Origin of the sequence: Aeromicrobium sp. CTD01-1L150, assembly GCF_041951745.1 — a bacterium.
Lineage (GTDB): Bacteria > Actinomycetota > Actinomycetes > Propionibacteriales > Nocardioidaceae > Aeromicrobium.
The window spans coordinates 2,401,637-2,424,478 of sequence record NZ_CP169555.1; the positions used below are offsets into that span (position 1 = coordinate 2,401,637).

A 22,842-nucleotide genomic window follows, 5' to 3' on the forward strand; every position below is an offset into this window, starting at 1 on the left:
CGGCGCACACCTAGCCGCCGCTGGTGTCGTCCTCGGCCGCAGCGTCCAACGTGGCGACGCCGCGCGAGTCCAGCCAACGGTCGGGCAACGCCACCTTGCGTGGACTCCCCTGTCGCCCGCGAGGCGTGCCCAGCTCACGCTCGGGGAACGGCTCGTCCGGGTCGAGCTCGGCGAGCAGGGCGTCCAGCTGCGCCAACGACGAGATCGTCCCCAGCCTGGAGCGGACCCTCGATCCCGCACTGAATCCCTTGAGGTACCAGGCCACGTGCTTGCGAAACTCCGTGCAGCCCCGCTCCTCGCCGAGCCACTCACCGAGCAGCTCGGCGTGCCGCCGCATGACGGACGCGACCTCACCGAGCAGCGGCAGTCGCCGTTCATGCGCCCCGTTGAACACACCGGCCAGGTCCGCGAACAACCAGGGCCGGCCGAGACACCCGCGCCCCACCACGACGCCGTCGCAGCCGGTGGACTCCATCATCGCGACGGCGTCGTCGGCCTCCCAGATGTCACCGTTGCCGAGCACCGGGATGTCCACGGCCTCCTTGAGCTCGGCGATGGACTCCCAGTCCGCCCGGCCGGAGTAGTGCTGTGCGGCTGTGCGGCCGTGCAACGCGATGGCAGCGCATCCGGCCTCCTGGGCGATACGGCCCGCGTCGAGGAAGGTCAGGTGGTCGTCGTCGATCCCCTTGCGCGTCTTCATCGTCACCGGGACGTCGAACCCGTCGGCGCCGGCCACCGCCTGCTCGAGGATCTGCTCGAGCAGGCCGGACTTCCACGGCAACGCCGCACCGCCGCCCTTGCGGGTGATCTTGGGCACCGGGCAGCCGAAGTTCAGGTCGACGTGATCGACCCCGTGCTCCTCGCACAGGATCCGTACAGCACGTCCGATGGTCTGCGGGTCGATGCCGTACAGCTGCACCGAGCGGACCCGCTCGGCCGGCGCGAAGCTCAGCATCGACAGGCTCGTGCTGTCGCCCTCGACGAGCCCGCGCGACGTGATCATCTCGCACACGTAGAGGCCAGCCCCCTGCTCGGCGCACAGCTGCCGGAAGGCGACATTCGTGACCCCCGCCATGGGGGCGAGCACCACCGGCACGTCGAGCGTCAACGGCCCCAGGCGCAAGGCCGCGACCTCGGGAGCGATCGTGGCGGTCGTCATCCCTCCATGGTGGACCAGTGTTACGGCGTCCAGCGAATCGCATCGGACGGCTCTCCCGGTTGCAGGTCGAGCGTCTGCAGCTTCTCGCCCTCGGGCACGAAGTAGATCAGGCACACCGTGGCCGACTTGCCGGCCAGGAAGGACTTGGGGGTGGTCGCGTCCGGGCACGGCTTGAACTCACCGACCAGCTCGCTGGCCGGGTAGACCGTGTCGGCGTCGGTGTGCGCGAGAAGCGGCAGCGAGACCCCTCCCAGCCCGGCCGGACCCTCGTTGGTGACCGTGGCTCGCACGTAGTACGGGGTGGACTTCTTGGTCTCGGCGTCCAGGGAGAAGAACCGGAAGTCCTTGATCTTGCCCTTGGTGGCCTTGGTGACCTCGACCGTCGCGGCACTGGCCGCACCCCCGCCGAGGTCCAGCACGACGGTCCCGGACTCACCGAGCTCCAGCGTCGTCCCGCCCGCCGTGAGCTCCACACCTTCCGGTGCCTCGAAATCGGCAGGGGCGGACGTCTCGGGTTCGGATTCATCGGACCCGCCGCAGCCGGCCAGCATCATGCAAGCCAGGGCGGCGGTCGCCAGGACAGCCTTCACGTGGGTGATTCTCGCTCACCGCAGTGCCATCGCAAAGCAGAACGCACTCAATCGATTTGACTGTGGTTCCCAGGAGGGTTGAGAATCGTTCCCATGAGACGTCTTCTCCTGCCCGCCGTCGCGGCGATCACCCTGAGCCCAGCACTCGTCGCCTGCGGAGCAGGAGCCGATGACGACGACCGCCTCACGGTGGTCGCCTCCTTCTACCCGGTCGCCTTCGTCGCGGAGCGCGTCGGCGGAGAGGACGCCGACGTCGAGGTCCTCAGCAAGCCGGGCGTCGATGCCCACGACCTCGAGCTCGCGCCCAAGCAGGTCGCTGCCGTGCAGGATGCTGACGTCCTCCTGTACCAGTCTGGCTTCCAGACGGCCGTCGACGAGGCCGTCGAACAGGCCGACCGCGACGAGGACACCACCGTCGACTCCACGGCCGGTGTGGACCTCATCGAGGACGACGGCGCCGACGAGGACCACGGCCACGAGGACGAGGACGAGGACAGCCACGAGGACCACGGCCACGAGGACGAGGACAGCCACGAGGACCACGACCACGGCGACGAGGACCACGGCCACGAGGACGGCCACGAGGGTCACGACCACGGTCCCGGCGACCCGCACATCTGGCTCGACCCGCTCAACATGGTCACGCTGACGCGCAACGCCGAGCAGGCCATGAGTGCTGCCGACCCGGACAACGCCGAGGCCTACTCCGCCAACGCCGATGCCCTCGTCGCCGAGCTGCGCGAGCTGGATGCCGACCTGTCGGAGGGCCTGGCCACGTGCGAGACCCGCGACATCGTCGTCAGCCACGCTGCCTTCGGCTACCTCGCTCGCTCCTACGACCTGCACCAGGTGCCGATCGCCGGGATCGACCCCAGCAACGAGCCGACGGCCGCCCAGCTGGCCAAGCTCGCCGACCTCGTGGATTCGGAGGGCATCAGCACCGTCTTCACCGAGCGCCTGGTCAGCTCGGCCGTCGCCGACACCGTGGCCCGCGAGGCCGGCGTCGAGACGGCCGTGCTGGACCCGCTGGAGGGCCTCGACGAGGAGACCGCCGACGAGGACTATCTTTCAATCATGCGTCAGAACCTCCAGGCCATCACGCAGGCCAACGGCTGTTCGTGAGCCCCTCCTGGTGACCACCGCACTTTCCATCACCCAGCTCGACGTCGAGCTGGGTGGACGTCCCGTGCTGCGCGACGTCTGCCTCGACGTCGCGCGCGGAGAGTTCGTCGCCCTGCTGGGCGCCAACGGGTCCGGCAAGTCGACCCTCGTGCGCAGCGCCGTCGGGCTCGTGCCGTTCACCGGCTCGATCAAGCTGTTCGACACGCCTCTGCAGCACTTCCGCGACCGCTCCCGCCTGGGCTACGTCCCGCAACGCGCGGCCACCGTCACCGGAGTTCCGGCCACCGTGACCGAGGTCGTCGCGAGCGGACGGCTCTCGCGTCGCAGGCTGGCCGGACTCCCCCGTGCTGCCGACCGTGCCGCCGTGGCCGAGGCGATCGACGTCGTCGGGCTCGGCCCCAAGGCCAAGGCACCGCTCATCGAGCTGTCCGGGGGCCAGCAGCAGCGTGTGCACATCGCCCGTGCCCTGGCCGGGGCACCGGAGCTGATGATCATGGACGAGCCGACGGCAGGCGTCGACCGGGAGAACACCGAGGTGCTCGCCGGGCTGCTCAGCGACCTCGCCGGCGCCGGGACGGCCGTGCTGCTCGTCGCCCACGAGCTCGGCCCCATGAGACCGCTGCTGGACCGTGCCGTCGTCATGACGGACGGCAGTATCACGCACGACGGCGACCCTGCCGCCGTGGGCGAAGGGGACCACGAGCACACCCACCTGCACTCCGGTGAGCCGGACCGGCTGGAGCCGCTGCCTGGCGAGGGGGTCTGGCCGTGACCGACCTCCTCGGCTATGAGTTCATGCGGCTCGCCCTCGTCGCGGCCGTCTTCACCGGACTCGCCGCACCCGCCATCGGCACCTACCTGGTGCAGCGCCGTCTCGCACTGCTGGGCGACGGACTCGGCCACGTCGCGCTCACCGGCGTCGCGCTCGGCCTGCTCACGGGCACGGCCCCGGTCCTGACCGCCCTCGTCGTCGCGGCGCTGGGCGCAGCGCTCATCGAGGTGCTGCGGGCCTTCACCCGCACGAGCGCCGATCTCGCCCTCGCGATGCTCTTCTACGGCGGGATCGCCGGTGGTGTGCTGCTCGTGAACCTCTCCGGCGAAGGCGCTGCGGTCCTGAACCAGTACCTGTTCGGCGCCATCACCACCGTCGACCGCAGCGAGGTCTGGGTCGTCGCGGTCCTCGGCGTCATCGTCGTCAGCACCTCGCTCCTGCTCGGCCCACAGCTCTTCGCGGTGTGCCAGGACGAGGAGCACGCCCGCGTCAGTGGGGTGCCCGTCCGTCTCTACGGGCTGCTCGTGGCCGTCCTCGCCGCGGTCACCATCACGGTCGCGATGCGCACCGTCGGGCTCCTGCTGGTCTCCGCCCTGATGGTCGTGCCCGTGGCGGCCGCCCAGCAGCTGGCCCGCAGCTTTCGTGCCACCCATCTCCTGGCGATGCTCATCGGTCTGCTCACCGCCGTCGGCGGTGTGGTGGTCAGCTACGAGAGCGACGTCCAGCCGGGTCCGACGATCGTGATGCTGGCCCTGGGCGTGTTCGCTGCGACCGCACTCACACGGCTCGCGACGGCCCACCTCCCGACAGCACCGTGGCTGCGTCGTCGACGGCAGGTACCCTCGGCCTGAGGGCCTGAGGAGGAGCTGTGGTCGAAGTCATGCGCAACACCCGGCAGCGCCGGGCCGTCCGGAGCATCCTGGACGATCTCGAGGCGTTCGTGAGCGCCCAGGAGATCCACGACAAGCTGCTGCACCGCGGCGAGAAGGTCGGCCTCTCCACGGTCTACCGCAACCTGCAGGCCCTCGTGGATGCGGCCGAGGTCGATGCGCTGCGCAGCGACGACGGCGAGGTGCTCTACCGGCGGTGCAGCGCAGGACATCACCACCACCTGGTGTGCCGGCAGTGCGGGCGCACGATCGAGGTCGAGGGGCCCACCGTCGAGCGTTGGGCGGACCACGTGGCCGACGAGCACGGCTTCACCGACGTCGCGCACACCCTGGAGATCTTCGGCAGCTGCCGCAGCTGCAGCTCCTGATGTCGGTCCTCGGGGCTCGAGCTATCCAGCGAGCTGTTGTTGCCAGAACTGTCGTGTACGGGCCCACACGGCCGCAGGTTGTTCGACCACGGCAGAGTGCCCTGCCTGACGTATGATCCCGAACTCAGCACCGGGTATGCCGTCGGCTATGAGTCTCGACTCATCCACCCCGGTGACGATGTCGTCCTCTCCCACCAGGACGAGCGTCGCAGCGGCAAGGTGGGCAAGATCGTCGCTCACGTCCGTGGCCGCCATCATGTGAGCCGCTGCCGCGTAGCCGGACAACCTCACCTCTGCCATCGTCGCGCGAACGGCGTCCAGTGTGGCGGCGCTGCTTCGGGGCGAGACCAGCCGCGACGACCGTCGACGCGCGAACTCAGCGCCACCCAACTCAGCCAGTTCCGGGATCCTCTCGAGCATTCGTCGGCGACGCAGCGCTGTCACGGCGGAGCCGCGAGTGCCGTCGACCAGCACGAGACTGGTCACGAGGTCGGGGCGGAGGAAAGCCACTCTGATGGCCAGCGTCGCCCCCCAGGAGGTACCCAGGATGTGAACCGGCCCGGCGTCGAGTGTCTCCACCACCTCCACAACCGCTGCGACATGGTCGATGTCCTTGTGCAGCGGGTCGGACGACCCCCCGTACCCCGGGGCATCCCAGGCATGGACCGCGTACCCGTCCTGCGCAATGAGCTCGGCCAATGAGCTGAAGGTGCGGGCACCCCCACCAATGCCGTGCAGAAGCAGCGTCGGAGGACCTGATCCGCGCGAGGAGACCCTCACTCCTCCCGGCAGGCTCCAGATCCGTGGAGGACACGGCGCCGACGACATCAGATCACCTCACCTGTGGGATCAACCAGGTTCTGCAGGGTGCGAAGCACTCCGTAGGCAACCACCGCACTCGTGCTCGGCCGTGAAAGCGAAGGCAGGTTGCCCACCTCGATGTCGAAGCGTCCCAGCGGGTGGCGAGCCCGGATCTTGTGACGAGTGCGCTCAGCCTGAGGATCAGCACAGATCCTCACCTGAACGTCGTCGCATCGCGACGCCATCGCCACCGTCGCCGCGACGTTCATCGACGCGGGAAACCTCCGGGCCGCCTCCTGTACCGTCCCGCGGAAGATCTCCATCTGTTCGGAGCAGTCCATGAGCTCGGACACCTCCCGGGCACTCATCCACGTCTGTCGCAGAGCGCTCGGGAGCTTGGTGGTGGTCAGCGTGACGCTGTCGAACTGCCCCTGACGGCTGGCGGCGCTCAGAATGTCGACCCCGCCGATCGCACCGCTGGTCACCACCCACCTTCCCGGCCCTGCATCCAACCCACGGCGAACGGCCGGGGCAACCAACGCACCGACCGACGTCACCACCAGGTGCCGTCCCGAGCTGACGATCTGCACGCCGTGGTCAACCAGCGCCTGCTGTCCAGCGCACTCCACGACGATGTCGCAACAGCGCAGCGCCTCAGTGAGACTCATCCAGTGTTGCCGAGGGGCCGTTGGACTCCGAGAGACCACGCCACCCAGGACAGCCCCACGAACGTGCTGGGCCGCTAGCCCGGACACTACTCGGGACCCGATCTCTCCAGCACCCAGCACGGCGATCCGAGTTGGTTGCACTACGGCTGCTCCTCGAGCGAGCCATCGGTCACCGGGAGATCACGGGCACGGTCCGCATTCTTCTCGATGGAGACCTCGACCTTGCGCAGAAGTCGTTCCAGGTCCTCGAGCTCTTCCTCCGTGAGATCGGCCAGCAACGCCGCCTGGGCAGCGACGTGCTGACCGTAGACGGCGTCGATGACCTCCCGGCCCCGCGCGGACAGGGAGGCGTGAACGACTCGACGATCGTGCTCTGACCGGGTTCGGTCGATCAGCCCGTCAGCTTCCATACGATCGAGCCTGAGTGTGATGCCACCGCTGCTGAGCATCGAGGACTCTGCGAGATCTCCTGGTGTCTTCTCGTGCGGCGGCCCAGATCGTCGCAGGTTGGCCAGTACGTCGAACGAACCGAGTGACAGTCCCGCGGCCTCGTGACGGGAGTTGAAGATCGTCCGCTGTCGAGCACCGATACGCGACAGTCGACCGAAGATCGCCATCGGCCGCAGCGACATGAGCTCTGGTCGCTCGCGCCGCCAGTCGCTGACGATCCGGTCGACCTGCCCACCGATCTCCTGCTCGTCCGGGTGCCGCGTCACCGAAGGCCCTCCTGACCTGTTGAAACATCCCATGAGTCCATCACGTCAGAGTCCCCCAGCGGCTTCGAAACGGCGACCGCTTCGTCCCCCTTTGACCAGAACCCTCTCGAGCAGGCCTATCAGGGCGAACAGGACCAGGCCTATGACCGACAGGTAGCCGATCCCGGCGAACACCGTGACGGTGTCGAGGTTGCCCCGCGCCTGGGTGATCAGCACACCGAGCCCGTTGTCCGCGCCGACAAACTCGGCGACCACGGCTCCCACGACCGCCAAGGTGATGGCGACCTTGGCTCCCGCGAAGATGCTCGGAAGGGCCCACGGCAGGCGGATCTTCCAGAAGGCCTGCCACCGCGTCGCGCCCATCGACCGGACCAGCATCAAGCTCTCGGGACGAGCCGCCTGGAACCCCACCACCGCATCGATCACGAGGGGAAAGAAGCTGATCAGCACGACCATGAGGATCTTCGGAGGGTCGCCGAAGCCGAACCAGATGATGAAGAGCGGAGCGATGGCCACCTTGGGAATGACCTGCGAGAGGATCAGCAACGGATACAACGCGCGTTCCAGCACTCCGCTGTAGACCATCCCGATGGCGATCGGAAGGGCAACCACGACGGACAGCACGAATCCGAGGCTGATCGCCCAGAGCGTGGGCATCGATGCCTGCCAGTACATGGCGAAGTCGCCGATCATCGAACCCACGATGACTGAGGGAGCCGGAAGCACGTACTCCTCGACCAGACCGAGACGTGTCGCCACTTCCCAGAGGACGACGAGCCCGAGGAGCAGCAGCGCGCTCGGCGCCCACTGCGACAGGGCCGCCCACAGGCGTCCCACTCCGCCACCTGTCGGTTCCTCTGGCCCGGCCACCTGTTCCAGGCCCTGCTCCTCAACTGAACGCATCATGGTCCCGGCACTGCTTTCACTCATCTTGCTCAAACACACCCAATCGTGAGAATTCGTGCCGGATCTCGTTCACCAGGTTGGTGAACTCAGGAGTACCGCGGTCCGCCACGTGGCGCGGACGAGGCAGATCAATGGTGATGTCCGCGGCGATCGTTGCCGGCCGAGGGCTCAGGACGATCACGCGGTCAGCGAGAAAGACCGCCTCCTCGATGCTGTGTGTGATCAACAGGACCGTGCATCGGGACTTCATCCAGAGATTCTGCAGGTCGCCCTGTACCTGGTCCCTGGTGATGGCATCAAGCGCACCCAGAGGCTCGTCCATCAGGATCATGCTCGGGTCGTGCAGTAGCGCCCGACACAGGGCTACTCGTTGCTGCATGCCACCGGAGAGCTCGTCCGGGTAGTGATTCTCGAACCCGCGGAGACCGACGTCCTCAAGGAGCTGCTGCGCACGAGGGCGATTCTCGGGGAGATCGAGTTTGCGGACCTCCGCCTGTAGCAGCACGTTCTCCAAGGCGGTGCGCCAGCTCAACAGTTCGGCGCTCTGGAAGACCACTCCAGCCTGCGTCATGGGGCCGTCGACTCGCTCACCGCCGACGACGACTTCACCGGACGTGGGCGTGGTCAGACCTGCCAGTGCCATCAGCAGCGTGCTCTTGCCACAACCGCTGGGACCGACCACCGCGAGGAACTCACCCTCCTGAACGGAGAGGGACAGTGACTCGATCGCGGTGACGGTGCCGCCCCTCGTGGTGAAGGACTTCTCGAGGTCCTTGAACTCGATGAACGTTCGGGTCTCGACCGCCGAGGACATGTCACGCACCGCCGAGCTCGTCGGAACATGCTTGAGGGTTGAAGGCGTTGCTGCTGATGTCCTCCACCGCAACCACCCCCTCAGGCACGTCTCCGTACCGTTCCATCAGCTCGATGGTCGACTCCCAGTCCTCACGAGCCATGCATCCGAAGGCGTCGCCTTCGGAGGCGTCCGTCTGGTGGAGCTCCATCGAGACCTCCCACTGCTTGGCGACGATGGACGCGTCGACGGTGCTCCCCTCGGCGAACTGCTCGAAGGAACGGACTGCCGCATCAGGGTCCTCGTTGACCTCTTCGACCGCTTCACCGAGTGCGGCAAGGAACTTCTCCAGTGTCTCTGGGCGGTCCTCGGCAAAGTCAGTGCTCGCGACGATGCCCGAGCTGAGCATGTGGATCCCCACGTCGCTGTAGGGGAGGACGGTTGGCTCGCAGTCACACTTGTCGGAGATGTTCGGGCCGCTCACGTTGAGCAATCCGAACGTGAAGTCCGTCTGCCCCGCCATGAACAGTTCAGTTCGCGTCGGAATGTCGACGTTCCTGAACTGAACGGAGCGCTCGTCGATCCCCGCCGCCTGCGCGTACGCCGGAAAGATCCGTTCAGCAGCCGAGCCGGGCGTGTACCCGGCCGTCCTACCCTCGAGGTCGGCCGGCTCCCGGATACCGGAGTCCTCCATGGCATAGAGCGCCAATGGAGACTCCTGAACCAGGCCGGCGACCATCTTGACGTCGATGCCTTGCGCCACGGACTGGACGAGGGTCCCCGCATCGACGTACCCGATGTCGTCAGAGCCGTTGCCGACGGTCTGGATGGTGGTCGCCGACTCCTTACCCTCATTGAGCTCGACATTCAGACCATGGTCTTCGAAGATGCCCTGCTCGACGCCGGCAATCAACGGGAGCGCCGCACCGTTGAAGTACACGTCCGTCCTGACCGTGACCTTCTCCCTCCCCTCGGCGTCCGTCTCTGGTCCGGAAGCGCCCCCACATCCGGCGACCAGCACCAGAGTGACGGCGAGTCCCCCGATCAATCGGCTTCCATGACGCCAGGTTCTGTTGGTCAGCATCAGTGCACTTCCTCGCAGCAGGGGTGGGTTCGGTCAACCAGGGGACGGAGCATCTGCACTTCAGTTCCGCGTCACGCCGTGCATCTCCGACGTCTCCGGATACGTCGGCAGCTCGGGCTTCTTCGACCCGATGATCACGCAGATGATCGCATCGTCTTCGCTGACGGTTCGCAGGCTCCGTGGAACACCGGCAGGAACACGAATGAGGTCTCGATAACCCAGTACTCTGCTCGCCTTCCTGGTGCCGTCCTCGACGTCGTGGATGCTGAACTCCACGGCCCCCTCAAGGACGAAGAAGACCTCCTCGACGTCCGGGTGCGTGTGCTCAGGACCGACACAACCTGCCGGAAGAATCATGTTGGAGAACGTGAAGTGCTCTGCTGGCAGGATCGTCGAGTCTCCCTCGTGGTGACCCGTGGCACCTGATCCGATGTAGCGGACTTGGGCGCGCTTGAACCTGTCACCCATCTTGGTCTGGAAGGCGAGCGTGTCCCAATCTTCGTTCCGTGTCTCCCGACTGGCGATCGATGCGTCGATTGCTGCTTCCAGGTCGGTGGTCGTCGCGGGGCTCATACACATCCAATCTCTTAGCACTAAGTTACTTAGCAATAAGACACTCTGCGATTGAGCTGGGTCAACGACACGTCCGAGATCTGAGATGCTGCGCTACCGGTATTCAGGCCCATGCGCATGGGCCGTGCGAAGATGGCCCAGATGCCCGAGTCACCAGTGGCGGCCCCGAGGAGGCGGAGCTCCCATCGGTTGACGGTCCTGCCCGCCGATGACTGGCGATGCCTGGCCGAGCACCACCGAGAACGAGCCCACATCTGGACACAGCCGCATCTGGCACGCGCCCGGCGTCGCGAGAAGCATCCCGTCGACGACTTCCTCTTTGAGTACTACAACCTCTCCCCCGGCCAGCTCGAACGCTGGCACCCCGGTCTGGGAGTGGCGCTCGCCGACGCGCCGGAGTACGAGAGCCTCGGCGCCTACGTCACCGTCGACGGTGCCGCGACGGTCGACCCGGCACGGCTGGAGCGCCGCCTGCCCGGACTGCGCTGGACCCGCGACCTGCTGGCCCGCACCACCGAGCGCGACCCCACGTTCGGCTGCTTCGGCCTGCACGAGTGGGCCATGGTCTACCGCACCGACGACGTCCGCCACCCTCAGCTCGACCTGCGCCTGGGCGCGGACGGCACGGCTGACGTCGTCGACTCCCACCAGCTGGCCTGCACGCACGTCGACGCCTTCCGGTTCTTCACCCCGGCCGCACGCCCCCTGAACTCCGAGGTGCTCACCCGCGACCACCAGCTCGAGCGGGAGCAGCCTGGCTGCCTGCACGCCACGATGGACCTGTACCGCCTGGCCTTCAGGATGCTGCCGTTCATCGAGGCGACCGTCGTGCTCGACACCTTCGAGCTCGCCATCGAGGTCCGGCGCACCGACATGGCCGCCTCGCCCTACGACCTCACCTCCCTCGGCCTGGACCCGATCCCGGTCGAGACCGCCGCGGGCAAGGCCGAGTACGTCCGTCGCCAGCGCCGCTTCACCGAACGCGCCGCGCCGTTGCGCCAGCACCTGCTGGAGGACTGCGAGCGGCTGCTGTCGTTCGCCCCGGAGTCCGCTAGCTGTTGCTGGCCAGGAGGTTGTTGACGTTTCTCGCGGGTGGCTGGTCGCGCAGCTACACTGGTGTCATGCGGATGCAGCAGCGATTTCAAGACCCCCGGCCGGGATATGGCCGCGGGGTCTTCGACGCGCAGTCGTAGCGCAGTAGGTCTCCGCAGGTACGGCCGGGGGAATTTTCTCGTCCTTCACCTACCTGCCATCTTCTTGGAGACCTTCGCATGTCGCACGCCGACTATCTGACTTCCGACCAGCTCTATCGCGCTCTCAACGTGCGCGACCTCACCGATCCCGACCAGGGGCCTCACGCCATCCTGACATTGCTGCAATCGGTCATCGACCGTTTGCAGCCCGAGTGGGACAGCTCCCTCCGGTATGTGCGCAGCTCGCCGGTCGTTCCTGTTCGGGACAACTACGACCGCCTCGGTTACGACCCGGATGATGTTACTCGGGCTCGCCGGTACACCCGTTACATCAGCCCTGCAGTGATGCTTCGCAGTCATATGAGTGCCGAACTCCCGCGCGTCCTTGAGGACTATGCGGGGATGTCCGAGGTGGATGAGTTACTCGTGGTGCCCGGCCTCGTCTACCGTCGCGACGCCGTCGATCGCACCCACGTGGGGGAACCCCACCAGGTGGACTTGTGGCGCATCCGTAGCACTCCGGATACCGATGACGAGGACATGCTCACGATGATCGGCCACTTGGTCGAGGCAGTCCTTCCGGATGCGCAGTGGAGAACAACAGACGTGGCGCACCCATACACCGTCGGTGGTAGGCAGATCGACGTGCTCCACGACGACGAATGGCTTGAGCTCGCCGAGTGCGGCCGCATCCATCCCGAGGTGCTGCGCGGATCGGGCCTCGACCCCGAGCGATGGTCCGGCCTGGCTCTCGGTATGGGCCTTGAACGTGCACTCATGCTGCGCAAGGGCATCCCTGACATCCGCTATCTCCGGGCAGAAGACCCGCGCATAGCAACCCAGATGCTCACCCTGGATCCATGGCAGCACGTTTCACTTCTGCCTGCGGCCCGGCGCGACATTTCAGTCGTCGTGGATGCACAAGAGGACGAGGAGACGCTTGGTGACCGCATCCGCGTCGCCCTCGGAGATAACGCCGACGTCATCGAGTCTCTCGAGATTCTCAGCCGCACACCCCACGAGGGACTACCCGAGGCCGCGCGCTCTAGGCTCGGCACTCTGGAAAGACAAGTCAATCTCCTGATCCGGATCATGCTGCGCCCCATCGACCGCACCCTGACCTCGGAAGAGGCCAACGTGATCCGCAACGTGATCTACGAGGCCGTGCATGAAGGCCCGGTGATGGAGCTGATCTGAGATCGCTGAGAGCAGCCATGACCTCGCCTACGCATGCCAACGCTCCCCTCTCACCCGAAGGCCGACGCCGCCTGATCGAACGCTGCCGCACCCGCCCTATCTCCCACGTGGCCGCCGAGATGGGGATCTCCCGCGCAACCGCCTCGAAATGGGTCAACAGATACAAGCGATTCGGGAAGACCGGCCTACTGGACCGCTCATCTTCTCCGGCCCGACAGCCATCTGCAACGCCTGGCTGCCTCGTGCAGCAGATCGAGTCGATGCGGCGGGAACACAAATGGTCGGCGTCCCGTATTGCGTTCGAGCTCGAGCAGGCAGGAACACCGGTGAGCCGTCGCACCATCACCCGGCTCCTCGCACAGCTGGGCCTGAATCGACGGAAGTTTATCGACCCGAACGGCGAGACGAACCGGGAGCCGCAAAGGATCAACGCCAAACGTCCCGGCCACATGGTGCATCTGGACGTGAAGAAGGTCGGGCGCATCCCCGACGGCGGCGGGTGGCGTGTGCACGGCAAAGGCAGCGAGAAGGCCAAGGCTGTCGCCCGCACGAAGACCCGCGGTGCCAGGACCGGGTACATCTACCTGCATTCCGCCATCGACGGACACACCCGACTCGCTTACACAGAAGCGTTACCGGATGAGAGGGCCGTCACTGCCGTCGCGTTCTTCGGGCGGGCCAGAGCCTGGTTCGCTAAGCACGGCATCACCCGGATCGAGCGCGTCGTGACTGACAACGGTTCCTGCTACCGATCTGCTGCCTTCCGCGAAGCGGTCGGGACCAGCCGACACCAGCGCATCACGCCATACACGCCTCGACACAACGGCAAAGTCGAGCGCTACAACCGGATCCTCGCTGAAGAGTTCCTCTACGCGCGCATCTGGCGCTCGGAAGCAGAACGCGCTGCCGCGCTGGAAACGTGGAACCGGCACTACAACTATCACCGTCCCCACGGCGCTCACGACGCGCAACCGCCTGCCTCTGCAGCACCGACACGCGTCAACAACGTCATGGCCTCATACAGCTAGCCTGCCCACGTGAACCTGATCGAACGTGCAGGGGACGCCCTGACCGCGCGCGAGGTCTACGACATCTGGCGCATCCGCGACGCCGTCTTCGCCGTGGAGCAGCAGTGCGACGAGCCCGACGTCGACGGCATCGACCTGCTCCCCACGTGCTCACACCTCTGGCTCGCCGACGAGCAGGGCATCACGAGCTACCTGCGCACGTTCACCGACTCCGGCGTGCGCAAGGTCGGTCGGGTGGCCACCCGTGTCGACGCACGCGGCCACGGTCAGTCCAGCCGACTCGTGCGTGCCGTGCTCGAACGGTGGGGGCACGAGGAGATCCGCCTGGGCGCACAGGCCTACCTGCACCACTGGTACGCCGGCTTCGGTTTCGTGCGTGACGGCGCGAACTACCAGGAGGCCGGCATCGAGCATGTGCCGATGATCCGACCTGCGTCCTGAGCCACCGGCCCGTCCCCGCCGACCAGGTGACGGTCAGACTCCGGTGCCGGCATCCTCGGTGTCGGTGTCCTCGGTATCGGGCTCGGCGTCGGGGTCCTGGGGGTCGGGCTCGTCGGCGACCAGCCGGTCGAAGGCCTCACGCAGCTCCGACTGGGCCTGACCGGAGACCAGCCTCACCGCCAACGGAGCCCTCCCGTAGTCGTAGCGCAGCTTGTAGCCGCGTCCGGCGTCCAGCTCCGAGGCTGCCTTCTTGACCCCTCGAACCACTCGTCGAGTGGCCTCGACCAACAGCTTGCGGGCCTCCTCGGCGGACTCGGGCGACTCGGGGGCCTCGAGGGCCTCCGCCTCGGACAACGCCTTCTGCATGGGCGGCAGTGCGTCCCGTCGGATCGGCGCACCGCTGGTGAAGGACCCGGAGTCCAGGTAGTCGAACGGGTCCTCCTGCATGATCTTCTCCGCCTGTGCGACGAACTCCTCTGCCTGGGCGGTGGTCTCCACCACCTCCTGGAAGGCCTGCAGGTCCTGCGCGGTCTTCTCCTCCAGCGCCGCGGCATCCCGGTAGGCGGCTGAGTTCTCGATGCCGTGCTCGGTCGCGTCGGGGAGCTCGGGCAGGTCCTCGGACGCCTGCGTCACGGCGGCACCCACGGACTGCGCATCACCGAAGTCGGCGGATTCCGCCTGTGACTCGACGGTCTGCTTGAAGTCCTCCACAGCCTGGGTGTACCCGGCTGCGGCCGCATCGGCCCTCTCGACCTGCTCGCGGCGGTCAGCCGCCTGCATGAGCAACACGACCACCACGGCCACGATGGTGACAGCAACGATCGTCGGGGCCACGATGAGAAGGAGGATCCGTCCACGAGACATGGCGGCAGCCTCTCACAGGGCACTTGTCCCGTCCTGGGGTGCCTTCAGGCCGTGGCGGCTGGCTCGCCGACCACCCGGTCGAACGCCTCACGCAGCGACGCCTCCGAGGTCGCGGAGTACCGGGCCAGCTCCGAGCGCGCCTCGCCGTAGCGGATTCCGAACTCGAACTGGTAACCCCGGCCGGCGTCGAGCTCCGCGGCGAGCGTCTCGGCCTCACCGATGACGAACCGGATGGCGTCGGCCACCTCCTGGTGCGCCTCGTCGGCCCCCTCAGGGACGTCGAGGTCCTCCACCCCGGCGAGGGCGTTCCTCAACGGCGGCAGCACCTGTGCACGCACCGGGCCACCATCGGACAGGGTCGTCGAGGACAGGAAGGAGCGAGGGTCGACGGCCAGCGCTTGCTCGGCCGCTGCGACGAACGACTGGGCCCGCCGCGCACCCTCCACCTTCTCCTGGAGGTCATCGAGGCTCTCTCGCATCTGCGCTCGCACTGACTCGGCGAACCGGTAGGCGTCCGACGCTCGCGCCCCATGGCCGTCCACGGCAGCGAGCTCGGGCAGGTCCTGGGCGGCCTGCGCCACGAAGTCACCCACCGCGACCGCGTCCTCGAAGTCAGCCGTCTCGACACCGGCGGCGACCTCCTTGCGAAAGGCCTGCAGCGCCTCGGTGTACTCAGCGGCCGCCGCGTCGGCGACCCTCACCTGCTCGCGGCGGTTCGCCGCGTCGACGAGCATGAGTGTGCCGATCACCAAGCCGATGACCAGCGTCGGCGCCACGACCATGGTCAGGAGCCGTCGGCGAGACATGCCCGAGGACCTCACACCTGCTCAGGAACCACGGCATGACGACGCAACCCGTAGGTGAAGGCATCCACGAGCGCCTCCCAGGAGGCTTCGATGATGTTGGCCCCCACCCCGACCGTGACCCACACGTCCTTACCGTCCGTGGTTTCGATGAGCACCCGGGTCACGGCGTCCGTGCCATGCCCCTGGTCGAGGATCCGAACCCGGAAGTCGATGAGGTGGAACCGTGTGACATCGGGGTAGACCTGCTCGATGGCCTGGCGCAGAGCGTGGTCGAGCGCGTTCACCGGGCCGTTGCCCTCACCGATGACGGCGAGACGCTGACCGGCCGCGCGCAGCTTGACGGTGGCCTCCGCCGTCGGCGCATCAGCACCCACCGACCTGGAGGCACCTCCCTGCTCGAAGCGAAGCGCAGGGCTCGGGGGAGGGCCGGACTCTGCCAGCACCCGCCAGGACTCGATCTCGAAGAACGCCGGCCTGGACTCCTCCATCTCCTCGGCCAGCAGCAGCTCGAAGGAGGCGTCCGCGGCCTCGAACGTGTAGCCCTGCTGCTCCATCGCCTTGACGCGATCGGTCACCCGGGCCAGCCGTTCGGCGTCGGAGGCGAGGTCGTAGCCGAGCTCTCGACCCTTGAGCTCGATCGTGGCGCGCCCGGCCATCTCCGAGACCAGCAGCCGCATGTCGTTGCCCACCAGCGCGGGGTCGATGTGCTGGTAGAGGTCCGGGTCCACCCGGATCGCGCTCGCGTGCAGCCCCGCCTTGTGGGCGAAGGACGAGACGCCCGTGTACGGCTGGCGGGCCGAGGGCGGGTAGTTGGTGATCTCGGCGACGGCGTGGGCGATGCGTGTGGCGTCGGCCAGCGCCCCCTCCGGCAGCACCGGCCGGTCCAGCTTGAGCTCCAGGTTGGCGATCGACGTCACGAGGTCGGCATTGCCCGTGCGCTCGCCGTAGCCGTTGATGCAGCCCTGCAGGTGCGTCGCCCCCGCGAGGACGGCCGCCATCGAGTTGGCGACGGCGCACCCGGTGTCGTTGTGGGCGTGGATGCCCAGCCGCGCCCCCGTGGACTCCAGCACGTCGGCCACGATCTCGCTGACCTGGTGGGGCAGCATGCCGCCGTTGGTGTCGCACAGCACGGCGACGTCAGCGCCCGCCTCGTCGGCGGCGCGCACGACCTCCAGCGCGTAGTCGCGGTTGTCGAGGTAGCCGTTGAAGAAGTGCTCCAGGTCGACGAAGACCCGCTGGCCCTCGGAGCGCAGGTGCTGCACGGTGTCTCGCACCATGGCCAGGTTCTCCTCGACCGTCGTGCGCAGCGCCAGCTCGACGTGCCGGTCGTGGCTCTTGGCCACCAGTGTCACCACGGATGCGCCGGACTCCCGCAGCGCCGCGACGAGCGGGTCGTCAGCCGCCACGGCACCGGCCCGCCGGGTGGCACCGAAGGCTGCGAGCCGAGCGTTGCGAAGCTCCAGCTCCTTGGCCGCGAGGGCGAAGAACTCGGTGTCCTTGGGATTGGAGCCTGGCCACCCACCCTCGATGAAACCGACACCGAGCTCGTCGAGGTGCCGGGCGATGTGCAGCTTGTCCTGCACGGAGAGGTTGAGCCCCTCCTGCTGGGCGCCGTCGCGCATCGTCGTGTCGTAGACGTGGAAGTCGTCGGTGATCACGGGTTCGTCCTTGTCGTTGGTGCTGCAGTGTCGTCGAGGATTGGGGACCCAACAAAAAAGCCCCCCAGGTCATGGGAGGCAGCGCGTCGGGCGGGGGGGTCTGTTCAGTGGTCGTTCCCGAGCCCGGCGCGCCTGTCAATGATGATGCTCAGGTGCTGCACGGCGCCCATTCTAGACTGAGCCGCCTATGAGCACCAGACCCGTGCCCGCGCCCCGGACGTGTGAGGCGATGTACGTCGTCCTCACACCCACCTCCCTCGGCCAGGACGACACCCTGCCCCTGCCGCACGCGGCCCTCCTGCGCCACCACGGAACGCCCGAAGGTGCGATCGAGCAGATGGAAGATCTGCATCACCAGCACGTCGTGCACGGCCGTGTGCCTCTCGCGCAGGCCGCGGAGCATGCCCGCACCACCCGCATCGAGGTCCTGCGCCTCGCGGAGCAGCACGAGGGCCTGGTCATCGACCTCACGGTGCCGCGGATCCTGCAGATGTCCTCCGACGAGGTCTCACTCGCGCACGCGACGCAGTGGTACGTGCTCGATGCCGGTGCTGTCCTCGACGGTGTGCTGCAGACCGACGGACTGGTGCAGTTCGGACTTCCCGAGGTCCGCATCACCGGCGTCGAGGCCGCCGGCCGTGCCGCCACGGGCGCCGTCGTGGCCGGTCTTGCACATCGGCTCATCGCCGAGTGGCCCGAGAACGATCCGGTCGGCCCGGCATCGGTCACGCTGCGCGACATCGCACACGGCCTCGGCGACCCGCAGGCCGAGCAGACCCCCACCGTGCCGGCGCTGCCGCTGACGATCGAGCACGACGCCGAGGCGGGCGTCCTCGCCGTCACCCTCGAGGCGGACCCCGTCACGACGTTGTTCGCCTGAGCCTCGCTGAGGGTGCCTCAGGGACGCGGTGCCAGGTTCGCCAGCACCTCCGGCTGCAGGATCGCTGCCAGCTTCTCCGGCGGCAGGAGGTCGCGCTCCAGCACCAGCTCGGCGACCCCGCGCCCCGTGGCCAGGGCCTCCTTGGCCACCTCCGTGGCTGCCGCATAGCCGATGAAGGGGTTGAGGGCGGTCACCAGGCCGATGGAGTTCTCCACCTCCAGCCGCAACAGCTCCGCATTGGCCGTGATGCCGTCGACGCAACGACGCGCCAGGACGAGCATCGCCTCACGCAGCCGGTAGGTGCCCACCGAGAGCGAGTAGCAGATCACCGGTTCGAAGGCGTTGAGCTGCAGCTGACCGCCCTCGGCGGCCATGGTGACCGTCACGTCCATGCCGATCACCTGGAACGCCACCTGGTTGACGACCTCCGGGATCACCGGGTTCACCTTGCCCGGCATGATGCTGGAGCCGGCCTGCACGGCCGGCAGGTTGATCTCGTTGAGCCCGGCACGGGGCCCTGAGGACAGCAGCCGCAGGTCGTTGCAGATCTTCCCGGTCTTCACCGCGACGCGCTTGAGCGTGCCGGAGAGCTGCACGAAGGAGCCGCAGTCCTGCGTCGCCTCGATGAGGTCGACGGCGCTCTCCAGCGGCAGTCCCGTGAGGTGCGCCAGGTGCTCGCAGGCGATCGGCACGTAGCCGACCGGTGCATTGAGCTGTGTGCCGATCGCGGTGGCACCCAGGTTGATCTCGTGCAGCATCGCGATGGACTCGCTCAGCCGCGAGCGGTCCTCCCCGAGCATGACCGCATAGGTCCCGAACTCCTGGCCGAGCGTCATCGGCACGGCATCCTGCAGCTGCGTGCGGCCCATCTTGAGCACGCCGCGGAACTCCTCGGCCTTGCTGGCGAAGGAGGACTCGAGCACCTGCATCGCCTCCAGCAACGAGTGCGTGGACTTGATGATCGCGACCTTGATCGCGGTCGGGTAGACGTCGTTGGTGGACTGGCTGAGGTTGACGTGCTCGTTGGGGTGCAGGTAGCCGTAGTCGCCACGGGGCCGGCCGAGGATCTCCAGCGCCCGGTTGGCGATCACCTCGTTGGCGTTCATGTTGGTGGACGTTCCCGCACCGCCCTGCATGACGTCGACCACGAACTGCTCGTGGAGGTCGCCGGCGCGGATCTCCTCACAGGCCTGCTCGATGGCGTTGAACCGCTCGTCGTCGAGCATCCCCAGCTGGTGGTTGGTGCGTGCGGCCGCCTGCTTGACGCAGGCCAGGGACTCCACGAGGAACGGGCTGGCACCGATCGTGACGCCGCTGATCGGGAAGTTCTCCTGCGCGCGCAGCGTGTGGATCCCCCAGTACACCTCGGCAGGCACCTCACGATCTCCGATGAGGTCGTGCTCGGTGCGGGTGGGGTGGTCGGCGGCGTTCATGCGGCGGCTTCTCCTCGGTGCGTGCGCAGTGCGGTGGGTGGTGCTCCTGGAAGTGATAACGCCGAAGACCACCAGACGTGACTCCCGTCACATCCATCCAACCACGGCTCGGCGCCCGAGCCCCGCAGGCTCAGGCCACGCGCGTGAGCCAGCCGTGGGGGTCGTCCGCGCGGCCGTACTGCAGGTCCACGAGCGAGGAACGGATCTCCATCGTCACCTTGCCCGCACCACCGTCACCGGCCACGGCCTGTCCGCCGTCCCACTTCAGGGCACCGACCGGTGTCACGACGGCGGCGGTGCCGCAGGCGAAGACCTCCGTGATCGTCCCGTCGGCCGCACCCTCGCGCCACTCCTCGATGCTGACGCGACGCTCCTCGACCTCGTGGCCGAGGTCGCGAGCGATCTGCAGGATCGAGTCACGGGTGACGCCCTCCAGGATCGAGCCGGACAGCTCCGGGGTGACGATGGATCCGTCGGACTGCACGAAGTACAGGTTCATGCCGCCGAGCTCCTCGATCCAGCGGTGCTCGACGTCGTCGAGGAAGGCAACCTGGGCGCAACCGTTGTCGATGGCCACCTGCTGCGGGCGCAGGCTCGCGGCGTAGTTGCCGCCGCACTTGGCCGCACCCGTTCCACCGGCACCGGCGCGCGCGTAGTCGGTCGACAACCAGATCGAGACCGGCTTGACCCCGCCCGGGAAGTACGACCCGGCCGGCGAGGCGATCACGCTGTACGTGACGTGCTGGCTCGGACGCACGCCGAGGAAGACCTCCGAGGCGAACATGAACGGGCGAAGGTACAGGCTCGTCTCACCGCCGTGTGGCACCCAGGCACGGTCGGCCTCGACGAGGTCGCGGATCGAGCCGAGGAACCACTCCTCCGGCAGCTCAGGCAGGGCCAGGCGCCACGCGGAGCGACGCATCCGAGCGGCATTCTCCTCGGGCCGGAACAGCCAGACCGAGCCGTCGGCGTGGGAGTAGGCCTTCAGGCCCTCGAAGATCTCCTGGGCGTAGTGCAGGACCGCGGTGGCCGGGTCCATCGACAACGGGCCGTAGGGAACGACGCGGGCGTCGTGCCACCCGGCGTCCGGCGTCCACTCGGTCAGGAACATGTGGTCGGTGAAATGGGTGCCGAACCCGGGGTCGGCCAGGACTGCCTCCCGCTCGGAGTCTGTCCGAGGGTGCGGGTGGGGTTCGCGACGGCTCTGGAACGGCAGGGGGGTCATGGGGGTCACGGTACTTCCTTGGTCGGGTCGGGCACAGGGCGAGGATCAGACCCTGTGTACCTGCCCGGCCGCGCGTGACGCGATGGCCTCCCCCACCTCCTCGGTGCTGCGCGTGGTGGTGCGTTCGGCGATGTCGGTCTCGACGGCCTCGGTGATGCGTGCTGCCGCCTCGGGGTGACCCAGGTGCTCCAGCAACAGGGCGCCGGAGAGGATCGCCGCGGTCGGGTCGGCCTTGGACTGCCCGGCGATGTCCGGGGCTGAGCCGTGCACGGGCTCGAACATGCTCGGCGCCGTGCGGTCGGGGTTGACGTTGCCGCTGGCGGCCAGACCGATGCCACCGGTGACGGCGGCGGCGAGGTCGGTGAGGATGTCGCCGAAGAGGTTGTCGGTGACGATCACGTCGAACCGCGACGGGTCGGTGGTCAGGAAGATGGTGGCGGCGTCGACGTGCAGGTAGTCGACGCTGACCTCGGGATACTCAGCGGCCACCGCATCGACGGTGCGGCTCCACAGGTGGCCGGCATGCACGAGCACGTTGTTCTTGTGCACGAGGGTGAGCTTCTTGCGCGGCCGCGCCTGGGCGCGGGCGAAGGCGTCGCGCACCACTCGTTCGACGCCGAAGGCGGTGTTGAGGCTGACCTCGGTGGCCACCTCCTGAGGTGTGCCGACGCGGATCGCGCCGCCGTTGCCGACGTAGGGCCCCTCGGTGCCCTCCCGGACGACGACGAAGTCGATCCCCTGGCTCGTGACCGCTTCCGACAGCGGCGTGGGGACACCGGGGAACAGCTTGGAGGGCCGCAGGTTGACGTAGTGGTCCAGGGCGAAGCGCAGTGTGAGCAGCAGGCCGCGCTCCAGGACACCGGACGGAACGCCCGGATCGCCGACGGCGCCCAGCAGGATCGCGTCGTGACCGCGGATCTCCTCCAGCACCGAGTCCGGGAGCGTCTCGCCCGTTGCGTGCCAGCGACGCGCACCGAGGTCGTACTCCGTGGTGTCGAGGGAGATGTCGTGGTCGGCGGCGACGGCACGCAGGACGGTGAGGGCCTGCTCGGTCACCTCGGGTCCGATGCCGTCGCCGGGGACGAGGGCGAGGGAGTAAGCGGTCATGGGCTCGATCCTAGGACGCCCGGCGGGGGTGCCGGGCCGTGGGCGGCAGAGGGCACCGGCGGGGGTGCCGGGCTGGGGGCGGCAGAGGGCACCGGCGGGGGTGCCGGGCTGGGGGCACCTCCCTGCACGGAGCGCAGCGTGGGGGTACCTCCCGCGAGCGCAGCGAGTGGGGGCGTGCTTGGGGGGTGGGCGGCAGGAGGTCCTGCTCAGTTGTCGTCGGGGCGGTCGACCGGCTCCACCACGAGGACGGTCGCGTCGTCGCGCAGGTGAGCAGGGCCCCATTCGAAGGGTGTGTTCTCCATGGTTCTTTCCTCTCGGTCTTGGGTGTCGCCGGCGCACCGGCGGTCCAGGCGGAGTGTCGGGCCGGTGGCGGCCAACGACACAGCGGGTTCGGCGTGGATCCGACGTCCGCCGGGGCCACGTGCCCGGTGATCGACCGAGAGATTCAGAGATGGATCGGGTGAGATCCAGTTCCCTGCGGCGGAACGTCGGGCCAACGCCAAGACTCCGCGGCAGGGAATGGCCCTATGAGGCCCTGCCGCGGCAAGCGATGACTACGAGCTGCTTC

24 protein-coding genes are annotated in these 22,842 nt (G+C 67.8%); 9 read left to right on the top strand and 15 right to left on the bottom strand.

Translation table 11 applies throughout. The features are described 5' to 3' along the window. Window positions 1-10: 10 nt before the first annotated feature. Both dusB and ACEVFP_RS11845 read right to left on the bottom strand, forming a co-directional pair. Window positions 11-1,159 carry a tRNA dihydrouridine synthase DusB gene (gene dusB, locus ACEVFP_RS11840; protein WP_374999668.1) on the bottom strand — a complete coding sequence of 383 codons (1,149 nt, stop codon included), beginning with the start codon at window positions 1,157-1,159 and terminating at the stop codon, window positions 11-13. Between the two features lie 20 nt (window positions 1,160-1,179). Then, on the bottom strand, window positions 1,180-1,749 hold the full coding sequence (locus tag ACEVFP_RS11845) for a hypothetical protein (RefSeq protein WP_374999669.1): 570 nt from the start codon (window positions 1,747-1,749) through the stop codon (window positions 1,180-1,182). A gap of 93 nt (window positions 1,750-1,842) precedes the next feature. On the opposite strand from ACEVFP_RS11845, the gene ACEVFP_RS11850 reads away from it, so the two are divergent. The 4 genes from ACEVFP_RS11850 to ACEVFP_RS11865 are packed head-to-tail and all read left to right on the top strand — an operon-like array spanning window position 1,843 to window position 4,901. Next, the gene (locus tag ACEVFP_RS11850) at window positions 1,843-2,871 is read left to right on the top strand and encodes a metal ABC transporter solute-binding protein, Zn/Mn family (protein WP_374999670.1); all 1,029 of its coding nucleotides are present in this window, start codon (window positions 1,843-1,845) and stop codon (window positions 2,869-2,871) included. 10 nt (window positions 2,872-2,881) lie between these two features. Beyond that, window positions 2,882-3,643 carry a metal ABC transporter ATP-binding protein gene (locus ACEVFP_RS11855; protein WP_374999671.1) on the top strand — a complete coding sequence of 254 codons (762 nt, stop codon included), beginning with the start codon at window positions 2,882-2,884 and terminating at the stop codon, window positions 3,641-3,643. Further along, window positions 3,640-4,494 carry a metal ABC transporter permease gene (locus ACEVFP_RS11860; protein ID WP_374999672.1) on the top strand — a complete coding sequence of 285 codons (855 nt, stop codon included), beginning with the start codon at window positions 3,640-3,642 and terminating at the stop codon, window positions 4,492-4,494. Before ACEVFP_RS11855 ends, ACEVFP_RS11860 begins: the two co-directional genes overlap by 4 nt. A 29-nt stretch (window positions 4,495-4,523) precedes the next feature. Then, window positions 4,524-4,901, top strand: a complete 378-nt coding sequence (locus ACEVFP_RS11865; RefSeq protein ID WP_375003821.1) for a Fur family transcriptional regulator — start codon at window positions 4,524-4,526, stop codon at window positions 4,899-4,901. Window positions 4,902-4,922: 21 nt separating this feature from the next. Here ACEVFP_RS11865 and ACEVFP_RS11870 read toward each other — a convergent pair whose 3' ends face one another. Genes ACEVFP_RS11870 through ACEVFP_RS11900 form a run of 7 tightly spaced genes read right to left on the bottom strand, consistent with a single transcriptional unit; the run spans window position 4,923 to window position 10,442 of the window. Further along, window positions 4,923-5,729: an alpha/beta fold hydrolase gene (locus tag ACEVFP_RS11870; RefSeq protein WP_374999673.1), complete on the bottom strand. Its 807-nt coding sequence runs from the start codon at window positions 5,727-5,729 to the stop codon at window positions 4,923-4,925. After that, window positions 5,729-6,511 carry an aspartate dehydrogenase domain-containing protein gene (locus ACEVFP_RS11875; RefSeq protein WP_374999674.1) on the bottom strand — a complete coding sequence of 261 codons (783 nt, stop codon included), beginning with the start codon at window positions 6,509-6,511 and terminating at the stop codon, window positions 5,729-5,731. The genes ACEVFP_RS11870 and ACEVFP_RS11875 overlap by 1 nt, the downstream gene beginning before the upstream one ends. Beyond that, the gene (locus ACEVFP_RS11880; protein ID WP_374999675.1) at window positions 6,511-7,086 is read right to left on the bottom strand and encodes a MarR family winged helix-turn-helix transcriptional regulator; all 576 of its coding nucleotides are present in this window, start codon (window positions 7,084-7,086) and stop codon (window positions 6,511-6,513) included. The genes ACEVFP_RS11875 and ACEVFP_RS11880 overlap by 1 nt, the downstream gene beginning before the upstream one ends. A gap of 45 nt (window positions 7,087-7,131) precedes the next feature. Continuing rightward, window positions 7,132-7,992 carry an ABC transporter permease gene (locus ACEVFP_RS11885; RefSeq protein ID WP_374999676.1) on the bottom strand — a complete coding sequence of 287 codons (861 nt, stop codon included), beginning with the start codon at window positions 7,990-7,992 and terminating at the stop codon, window positions 7,132-7,134. Window positions 7,993-8,008: 16 nt separating this feature from the next. Further along, window positions 8,009-8,806 carry an ABC transporter ATP-binding protein gene (locus ACEVFP_RS11890; protein WP_374999677.1) on the bottom strand — a complete coding sequence of 266 codons (798 nt, stop codon included), beginning with the start codon at window positions 8,804-8,806 and terminating at the stop codon, window positions 8,009-8,011. Window position 8,807: 1 nt separating this feature from the next. Beyond that, a complete protein-coding gene (locus ACEVFP_RS11895; RefSeq protein ID WP_374999678.1) occupies window positions 8,808-9,869 on the bottom strand; it encodes an ABC transporter substrate-binding protein in 1,062 nt (353 codons plus the stop codon). 60 nt (window positions 9,870-9,929) lie between these two features. After that, window positions 9,930-10,442: a cupin domain-containing protein gene (locus tag ACEVFP_RS11900; protein WP_374999679.1), complete on the bottom strand. Its 513-nt coding sequence runs from the start codon at window positions 10,440-10,442 to the stop codon at window positions 9,930-9,932. A gap of 141 nt (window positions 10,443-10,583) precedes the next feature. On the opposite strand from ACEVFP_RS11900, the gene ACEVFP_RS11905 reads away from it, so the two are divergent. From ACEVFP_RS11905 to ACEVFP_RS11920, 4 genes are all read left to right on the top strand, one after another. After that, window positions 10,584-11,522, top strand: a complete 939-nt coding sequence (locus tag ACEVFP_RS11905; protein WP_374999680.1) for a 3-methyladenine DNA glycosylase — start codon at window positions 10,584-10,586, stop codon at window positions 11,520-11,522. Window positions 11,523-11,713: 191 nt separating this feature from the next. After that, window positions 11,714-12,832, top strand: a complete 1,119-nt coding sequence (locus ACEVFP_RS11910; protein ID WP_374999681.1) for a hypothetical protein — start codon at window positions 11,714-11,716, stop codon at window positions 12,830-12,832. 17 nt (window positions 12,833-12,849) lie between these two features. Further along, window positions 12,850-13,860 (top strand): IS481 family transposase, encoded by a 1,011-nt coding sequence (locus tag ACEVFP_RS11915; protein WP_374999682.1) that lies wholly within the window; start codon window positions 12,850-12,852, stop codon window positions 13,858-13,860. 9 nt (window positions 13,861-13,869) lie between these two features. Then, window positions 13,870-14,301: a GNAT family N-acetyltransferase gene (locus ACEVFP_RS11920; RefSeq protein ID WP_374999683.1), complete on the top strand. Its 432-nt coding sequence runs from the start codon at window positions 13,870-13,872 to the stop codon at window positions 14,299-14,301. 33 nt (window positions 14,302-14,334) lie between these two features. On the opposite strand, the gene ACEVFP_RS11925 is transcribed toward ACEVFP_RS11920, so the two are convergent. The 3 genes from ACEVFP_RS11925 to cimA are packed head-to-tail and all read right to left on the bottom strand — an operon-like array spanning window position 14,335 to window position 17,593. Then, complete coding sequence (locus ACEVFP_RS11925; RefSeq protein ID WP_374999684.1) at window positions 14,335-15,165, bottom strand: hypothetical protein; 831 nt, start codon at window positions 15,163-15,165, stop codon at window positions 14,335-14,337. A gap of 44 nt (window positions 15,166-15,209) precedes the next feature. Continuing rightward, window positions 15,210-15,971, bottom strand: coding sequence for a hypothetical protein (locus ACEVFP_RS11930; protein ID WP_374999685.1), 762 nt, complete (start codon window positions 15,969-15,971; stop codon window positions 15,210-15,212). Between the two features lie 11 nt (window positions 15,972-15,982). Continuing rightward, window positions 15,983-17,593: a citramalate synthase gene (gene cimA, locus ACEVFP_RS11935; RefSeq protein WP_375003823.1), complete on the bottom strand. Its 1,611-nt coding sequence runs from the start codon at window positions 17,591-17,593 to the stop codon at window positions 15,983-15,985. A gap of 223 nt (window positions 17,594-17,816) precedes the next feature. Here cimA and ACEVFP_RS11940 point away from each other — a divergent pair, with 223 nt between their 5' ends. Then, complete coding sequence (locus ACEVFP_RS11940; RefSeq protein ID WP_374999686.1) at window positions 17,817-18,509, top strand: hypothetical protein; 693 nt, start codon at window positions 17,817-17,819, stop codon at window positions 18,507-18,509. 17 nt (window positions 18,510-18,526) lie between these two features. Here ACEVFP_RS11940 and ACEVFP_RS11945 read toward each other — a convergent pair whose 3' ends face one another. The 3 genes from ACEVFP_RS11945 to ACEVFP_RS11955 all read right to left on the bottom strand — a co-directional run bounded on the left by ACEVFP_RS11945 (window position 18,527) and on the right by ACEVFP_RS11955 (window position 22,274). Continuing rightward, entirely contained in the window at window positions 18,527-19,942 is a 1,416-nt protein-coding gene (locus ACEVFP_RS11945) for an aspartate ammonia-lyase (RefSeq protein WP_374999687.1), read from the bottom strand. A gap of 130 nt (window positions 19,943-20,072) precedes the next feature. Next, entirely contained in the window at window positions 20,073-21,167 is a 1,095-nt protein-coding gene (locus tag ACEVFP_RS11950) for a branched-chain amino acid aminotransferase (protein WP_374999688.1), read from the bottom strand. Between the two features lie 45 nt (window positions 21,168-21,212). Continuing rightward, window positions 21,213-22,274 carry a 3-isopropylmalate dehydrogenase gene (locus tag ACEVFP_RS11955; RefSeq protein ID WP_374999689.1) on the bottom strand — a complete coding sequence of 354 codons (1,062 nt, stop codon included), beginning with the start codon at window positions 22,272-22,274 and terminating at the stop codon, window positions 21,213-21,215. Window positions 22,275-22,842: the final 568 nt, after the last annotated feature.

Coding starts and splice junctions, on each gene's coding strand:
- dusB (WP_374999668.1), bottom strand. CDS start 1,159: ATGACGACCGCCACGATCGCTCCCGAGGTCGCGGCCTTGCGCCTGGGG.
- ACEVFP_RS11850 (WP_374999670.1), top strand. CDS start 1,843: ATGAGACGTCTTCTCCTGCCCGCCGTCGCGGCGATCACCCTGAGCCCA.
- ACEVFP_RS11865 (WP_375003821.1), top strand. CDS start 4,524: ATGCGCAACACCCGGCAGCGCCGGGCCGTCCGGAGCATCCTGGACGAT.
- ACEVFP_RS11870 (WP_374999673.1), bottom strand. CDS start 5,729: ATGTCGTCGGCGCCGTGTCCTCCACGGATCTGGAGCCTGCCGGGAGGA.
- ACEVFP_RS11885 (WP_374999676.1), bottom strand. CDS start 7,992: ATGATGCGTTCAGTTGAGGAGCAGGGCCTGGAACAGGTGGCCGGGCCA.
- ACEVFP_RS11890 (WP_374999677.1), bottom strand. CDS start 8,806: ATGTCCTCGGCGGTCGAGACCCGAACGTTCATCGAGTTCAAGGACCTC.
- ACEVFP_RS11895 (WP_374999678.1), bottom strand. CDS start 9,869: ATGCTGACCAACAGAACCTGGCGTCATGGAAGCCGATTGATCGGGGGA.
- ACEVFP_RS11900 (WP_374999679.1), bottom strand. CDS start 10,442: ATGAGCCCCGCGACGACCACCGACCTGGAAGCAGCAATCGACGCATCG.
- ACEVFP_RS11905 (WP_374999680.1), top strand. CDS start 10,584: ATGCCCGAGTCACCAGTGGCGGCCCCGAGGAGGCGGAGCTCCCATCGG.
- ACEVFP_RS11910 (WP_374999681.1), top strand. CDS start 11,714: ATGTCGCACGCCGACTATCTGACTTCCGACCAGCTCTATCGCGCTCTC.
- ACEVFP_RS11915 (WP_374999682.1), top strand. CDS start 12,850: ATGACCTCGCCTACGCATGCCAACGCTCCCCTCTCACCCGAAGGCCGA.
- ACEVFP_RS11925 (WP_374999684.1), bottom strand. CDS start 15,165: ATGTCTCGTGGACGGATCCTCCTTCTCATCGTGGCCCCGACGATCGTT.
- ACEVFP_RS11930 (WP_374999685.1), bottom strand. CDS start 15,971: ATGTCTCGCCGACGGCTCCTGACCATGGTCGTGGCGCCGACGCTGGTC.
- cimA (WP_375003823.1), bottom strand. CDS start 17,593: ATGCGCGACGGCGCCCAGCAGGAGGGGCTCAACCTCTCCGTGCAGGAC.
- ACEVFP_RS11940 (WP_374999686.1), top strand. CDS start 17,817: ATGAGCACCAGACCCGTGCCCGCGCCCCGGACGTGTGAGGCGATGTAC.
- ACEVFP_RS11945 (WP_374999687.1), bottom strand. CDS start 19,942: ATGAACGCCGCCGACCACCCCACCCGCACCGAGCACGACCTCATCGGA.
- ACEVFP_RS11950 (WP_374999688.1), bottom strand. CDS start 21,167: ATGACCCCCCTGCCGTTCCAGAGCCGTCGCGAACCCCACCCGCACCCT.
- ACEVFP_RS11955 (WP_374999689.1), bottom strand. CDS start 22,274: ATGACCGCTTACTCCCTCGCCCTCGTCCCCGGCGACGGCATCGGACCC.